The organism is Kitasatospora sp. NPDC004240 (assembly GCF_053603215.1).
Window position 1 is genome coordinate 1 of the sequence record NZ_JBSGFD010000341.1, and the last position, 5,306, is coordinate 5,306.

6 protein-coding genes are annotated in these 5,306 nt (G+C 74.4%); 2 read left to right on the plus strand and 4 right to left on the minus strand.

Features of this window, described 5'->3' with window-relative positions; genetic code table 11:
* Positions 1 to 174: 174 nt before the first annotated feature.
* The 3 genes from ACWEQL_RS40670 to ACWEQL_RS40680 form a co-directional block, all read right to left on the minus strand.
* Positions 175 to 684 (minus strand): F0F1 ATP synthase subunit B family protein, encoded by a 510-nt coding sequence (locus tag ACWEQL_RS40670; protein ID WP_452156373.1) that lies wholly within the window; start codon positions 682 to 684, stop codon positions 175 to 177.
* Between the two features lie 89 nt (positions 685 to 773).
* Positions 774 to 2,018 carry a kynureninase gene (gene kynU, locus ACWEQL_RS40675; RefSeq protein ID WP_452156375.1) on the minus strand — a complete coding sequence of 415 codons (1,245 nt, stop codon included), beginning with the start codon at positions 2,016 to 2,018 and terminating at the stop codon, positions 774 to 776.
* Positions 2,015 to 2,860 carry a tryptophan 2,3-dioxygenase gene (locus ACWEQL_RS40680; RefSeq protein ID WP_452156377.1) on the minus strand — a complete coding sequence of 282 codons (846 nt, stop codon included), beginning with the start codon at positions 2,858 to 2,860 and terminating at the stop codon, positions 2,015 to 2,017. The genes kynU and ACWEQL_RS40680 overlap by 4 nt, the downstream gene beginning before the upstream one ends.
* 176 nt (positions 2,861 to 3,036) lie before the next feature.
* On the opposite strand from ACWEQL_RS40680, the gene ACWEQL_RS40685 reads away from it, so the two are divergent.
* On the plus strand, positions 3,037 to 3,471 hold the full coding sequence (locus ACWEQL_RS40685) for an Lrp/AsnC family transcriptional regulator (RefSeq protein WP_452156379.1): 435 nt from the start codon (positions 3,037 to 3,039) through the stop codon (positions 3,469 to 3,471).
* Positions 3,472 to 3,510: 39 nt separating this feature from the next.
* On the opposite strand, the gene ACWEQL_RS40690 is transcribed toward ACWEQL_RS40685, so the two are convergent.
* Complete coding sequence (locus ACWEQL_RS40690; protein ID WP_452156381.1) at positions 3,511 to 4,137, minus strand: MarC family protein; 627 nt, start codon at positions 4,135 to 4,137, stop codon at positions 3,511 to 3,513.
* Positions 4,138 to 4,474: 337 nt separating this feature from the next.
* Between ACWEQL_RS40690 and ACWEQL_RS40695 the strand changes: the two genes are divergently transcribed.
* A complete protein-coding gene (locus tag ACWEQL_RS40695) occupies positions 4,475 to 5,035 on the plus strand; it encodes a DoxX family protein (protein ID WP_452156383.1) in 561 nt (186 codons plus the stop codon).
* The last annotated feature ends 271 nt before the right edge of the window (positions 5,036 to 5,306 follow it).

The window sequence follows — 5,306 nt, forward strand, 5'->3', positions numbered from 1 at the left end:
ACACCAGTCTCTCCCCCCCCCCCCCTGGCCCCACCCCCCCCCCCCCCCGGGGCGGCCGCGCGGCCCCACGGCGCGGCGCACGGGCGCCCCGGGAACGGCGGACGGCCCCCGGGATCTCCCGGGGGCCGTCCGTGGCCGTGCCGTGGGGTCGGGCCGTGGCCGGTCCGTGCCGCGTCAGCTCTTGGCGTCGAGCCGCTCGTCGAAGAAGCGGTCGACCGTGCCGCGTTCGGCGGCCAGCGCGGCGAGCGGCTCGCCGACCACGCGCTCGGCGAGTTCGACGGCGAGCTCGCCGACGTCCTGCCGCAGTGACACGGCGGCGAGCGCCTGGTCGACGGCGATCCGGGCGTGCGCGTCCGCGACCAGCCGCTCGCGTTCGCGCAGCCCCTCCTCGCGGGCCGCCGCGATGATCGCGGCGCCCTGCTCGGAGGCCTCCTGCCGGATCCGGGCGGCCGCGTGCTGGGCCTCCAGCAGCTCGCGCCGGTAGTCGGCGAGGGTCTGCGCCGCCTCGGTGCGGATGGCCTCGGCGCGTTCGGAGCCGCCCACGGTGGCGTCGTGCCGGCTGGCGAGCACCTCCTCGATCCGGGGCAGCAGGACGCGGCCGAGCACACCGAAGATCAGGAAAAAGACGGCCAGGCCGAGCAGCAGTTCGGGCAGTTCGGGCTTGAGTGGTCCGATGTTCTGCATGCGCTCAGCATACGATCTGACACCGCATCAAGGTCAAGGCCCGGTAAAGCCGGTGCGCCCGGGGTCGCGGGCTCAGGTCGCCCGCCGGCTCAGGTCACCGCCCCGCGCAGCGAGAACCGCTCCTGGCGCCACTCGCCGGACTCCAGCACCTCGGCCAGGTGCCGCGCCGCGTCCCAGACGTCGGTGTGCGACAGGTACAGCGGGGTGAAGCCGAAGCGCATCAGGTCCGGCGCCCGGAAGTCGCCGATCACCCCGCGGGCGATCAGCGCCTGCACCACCGGGTAGCCGTCCTCGTGCCGCAGCGCGACCTGGCTGCCGCGCCGGGCGTGCTCGCGCGGGGTGGCCACCTCGATGCCGTCCAGGCCCTCCACCAGGGAGATGAACAGGTCGGTCAGCGCCAGGCTCTTGGCCCGCACCGCCGCCAGGTCGGCGCGCTCCCAGACGTCCAGCGAGGACTCCAGCGCGGCCTGGCCCAGCAGGGAGGGCGAGCTGGTCAGGAAGCGGCCGATGCCCTCGGTGGGCTCGTAGCCGGGCTCGAAGGCGAACGGGCGGGCGTGCCCGAACCAGCCGCTCAGTGGCTGCTCGGCGGCCGCCTGGTGGCGCCGCGCCACGTACAGGAAGGCCGGGGCGCCGGGGCCCGCGTTCAGGTACTTGTAGGTGCAGCCGACCGCGAAGTCCGCGTCGGCGGCGCCCAGTTCGACCGGCAGCGCGCCGACCGAGTGGCAGACGTCCCAGATCATCAGCGCGCCGGCCGCCCGCACCCTGGCGGTGATGCCGGGCATGTCCAGCAGCTCGCCGGTGCGGTAGTCCACGTGCGACAGGACGACCGCGGCGACGTCGTCGCCCAGGTGCTCGTCCAGCCCGTGCGGGTCGACGAGCACGCTGCGCGCGCCCTCGAACTGCGCGGTCACGCCCTCGGCGATGTACAGGTCGGTCGGGAAGGCCGCGCCGTCGCCGAGCACCGTGCGCCGGCCCGGGCGCAGCCGCAGCGCGGCGGTCAGCACCTTGAAGAGGTTCACCGAGGTGGTGTCGCAGACCACGACCTCGTCCGGCTCGGCGCCGATCATCGGGGCGAGCCGCCGGCCGAGCCGGTACGGCTGCTCGAACCACCCGGCGTCGTTCCAGCTGCGGATGAGCTCGCGCCCCCACTCGCCCTCGACGACCTCGCGGATCCGCTCGGGGGTGCGGGCCGGCAGCGCGCCCAGCGAGTTCCCGTCCAGGTAGATCACCCCCTCGGGGAGGGCGAACTCCTTGCGGAAGGCCGCCAGCGGGTCGGCGGCGTCCAGGGCGACGCACTCCTCGCGTGTGATCACCGGCTTGCTCTCCTTGCTCACAGTTCGTTCCGTACGGTCCACAGCTCGGGGAAGACGTCCTGCTCCGCCGACCTGCGCAGCCAGCTCAGGCCGCTGGAGCCGCCCGAGCCGGGCTTGGCCCCCATCGAGCGCTTGACCGCCGCCAGGTGCCGCTGGCGCCAGCGGGTCACCCGCTCGGCCACGTCCAGCAGGGCCTCGGCGAGCGGCTGGAGGGCGGCGTGCTCCGGGTCGGTGTAGACGCGGCGCCAGGCCGCCTCGACCGCCTCGTCGCCCTGGTGGCGCTGCTCGGAGACGGTGTCCGGCACGTCCAGGCCGTGCCGGGCGAGCAGTGCCAGCGCGTCGTCGTAGAGGCTGGGGGAGCGCAGCGCCGCGGTCAGCTCCTCGCGGGTCTCCGGGACGTCCCGGTACATGTTCAGCAGGGCGCCGTTCTTGTTGCCCAGCAGGAACTCCAGGTGCAGGAAGGCCGAGGACTGGAAGCCGGAGGCCTCGCCGAAGACCGAGCGGAAGGAGTTGAACTCCCGCGGGGTCAGCGTGGCCAGCAGGTCCCAGGACTCCACCAGCACGTCCTGGGCGTGGGTGCCGCGCCGCAGCGCCGCCAGCGCGGCGGGCAGGTCGCCCTCGCGCAGGGCCCGCTGGGCGAGCGTCCACTCGTGCCTGATCAGGCCGAACAGCAGCTCCATCACCTGCGTGGAGACGATGAACGACAGCTCGGCCGGCTCCTTGCTGAGCGGCTGCTGCAGGCTGTGCAGCTCGTCCAGCCGCGCGTAGCGGGCGTACGGGGTCCCCCGACCCGGCTCCCCGCCGAGGTCCGCCGCCGGCCGACCGAACGACAGGTTGGGTGTTTCCACCGTGTCGTGCCCCATCCCGATCCCTCCTGATTGCCCGGCTCCTTGCCGGGGCCCCATTGTGCTTCCGGGTATGCCCGGTTTTGAATGGGCTCCGGGCACCGTGAAGGCGCCCGTGCTTATCGATCGCAAGGCGTTCCGCCGATCGGCCTTGCGATCGCGAACGAGCCCCTCGAACCCTGCCGGGAGCCCTCATGGACGCCGTCGACCGCCGCCTGCTGGCCGAGCTCCAGGCCGACGCCAGACTCTCGTACAACGAGCTCTCCCGCCGGGTGAGCCTGTCCTCGCCCGCGGTCGCCGAGCGGGTGCGCCGGCTGGAGGCGGAGGGGGTGATCAGCGGTTACCACGCCCACGTCGACCTGACCCGGGCCGGGCTGCCGATCACCGCGCTGGTCCAGATCCAGTGTTACGGCCCGCGCTGCGTGCTGCGCGACCCGGAGGTGGCCGGCTGGCCGGAGGTCCTCCAGCTGCACCGGGTGACCGGCGGGGCCTGCTGCGTGCTGCTGGTCGCGGTGGCGACGATGGCCGAGTTCGAGGGGCTGTGCGACCGGCTGGGCGCGTACGGCCAGCCGTCCAGCTCGATGATCCTCTCCAGCCCGGTGCCCTGGCGGCCGGTGGAGGCGCCCTGAGGCCCCGGGGCCCGTCCGGCCGGGGGAACCGGTGCCGGCTCAGTGGGGCAGCGGCACCCCGAGGCCGACCAGGCCCTCCATGAAGAGCTCCACCCCGACGGCCGCCAGCAGCAGCCCGAGCAGCCGGGACAGCACCTCCAGCGAGGTGGGGTGGGTGCGCCGCATCAGCGGGCCGAGCAGCGCCACGCAGAGGTAGTTGATCACCGTCACCGAGATGTAGGCGCCGGCCACGGTGGCCCGCCAGCCCCAGTCGTCCTGGCTGAGCGTGCCGACCAGCACGGCGGTCACCGCCAGCGGGCTCGCGATGTACGGCAGGAGCAGCTCGCGGATGCCGTCGACCATCGGGTTGGTCAGGTGCTGGTCCTCGGTGTCGCCCGCGCCGAGGTGCAGGCCGAGCACCAGCGCGACCGCGTAGATGAAGAAGATCACCCCGCCGGCCAGCTGCAGCGACTGGTCGCTGATGTGGAAGAGCTCGGTGACGAAGTCCGCCGTGAGCACCAGCAGCAGGCCGACCAGCGAGGCGATGACCGTGCTCCAGGCCGCCAGCCGGCGCAGCTCCGCGGAGCTCCGGTCGCTCGCCAGCCGGGCGAAGGAGAGCAGGACCTTCGGCGGGCCGATGATCGCGAAGAACGCGATGAACGCGCTGCTGAGGTTGAAGACGAACATGGACAAAGCATGACGTGACGGTCAGCGCGGCAGCGCGGTGACGCCTCCGGGGCGCAGGGTGTCGACGATCGGCACGGGGAGTCGCCGGCCACGCTCGGTGCTCCCTTCATCGACTTCTCGACATTCGCCCGGATGGCGGTCCCGGGTCGAGCCGACGGGTCCTTTCGGCTGCTATGGAGACCGGACGTCCCCGCCGGTGGACGCACCCGCGGACCCGGCGCGGAGCCCGTACGGACCCCGTGGGACCGGGACGTCCGGCGCCCGTGCGGACCTTCGCGGACCGGCGGGGGCCCGTACGTCCGGAGACCGGACGTGACCTCGGAGGCGAGGAATCGACATGTGTCTGAACCGCAAGGACCTCGGCCTGCTGGCGCTGCGCGGCGCCGTCGGCGGCGTACTGATCGCGCACGGCACCCAGAAGCTGTTCGGCTGGTTCGGCGGCGGCGGGCTGGAGGGCACCGCCCAGGCGATGGACCAGATGGGCTTCCACCCCGGGCACCGCAGCGCGCTGGCGGCCGGTCTCGGCGAGACCGGCGGCGGCGCCATGCTGGTGGCCGGGCTGGCCACCCCGGCGGCCGGCGCGGTGGTGGCGGGCACCATGGCGACGGCGGTCGCGGTGCACGCCCCGGCCGGCTTCTTCGCGATGGGCGGCGGCTACGAGTACCCGGCCTTCCTCGGCGCGACCGGGCTGGCACTGGGCCTCGCCGGCGCCGGCCGGTACTCGCTGGACCACGCCACCGGCCACGTCTTCGACCGCCCGTCGGTCGGCGTGCTGGCCTTCCTCGGCAGCGCGGCCGCGGCGTACGGGGTGGTCGCCCGGCGCCGGCACGTGATCCGGCTGCGCGAGGAGCGGGCCGCGGTGGAGGCGGAGAGCGAGGAGGGCTCGGGGCTCTCCTGAGCCCGCGGCCCCGGCGGCCCTCCTGAGCCCCGGCCCCGGCCGGCTCACCCGGATGCACCACCTCGGTGGCGGGCCCCCGCGCCGGATCCCAGGGTGGGCGGAAGGGTGTGCCGGGCAGCGCGGCACCGGGCAGAGACGAGGACACGATGGACCGCCAGCCGCTCGGCCGGACGATGACTCCCCAGCAGAACGGGCCCCGCGGCCGCGCCACCGTACGGGACCCGGGCGCGCCCGTGGTGCGCCGCCCGTACCGGGCGGTGGCCGGGGCCGT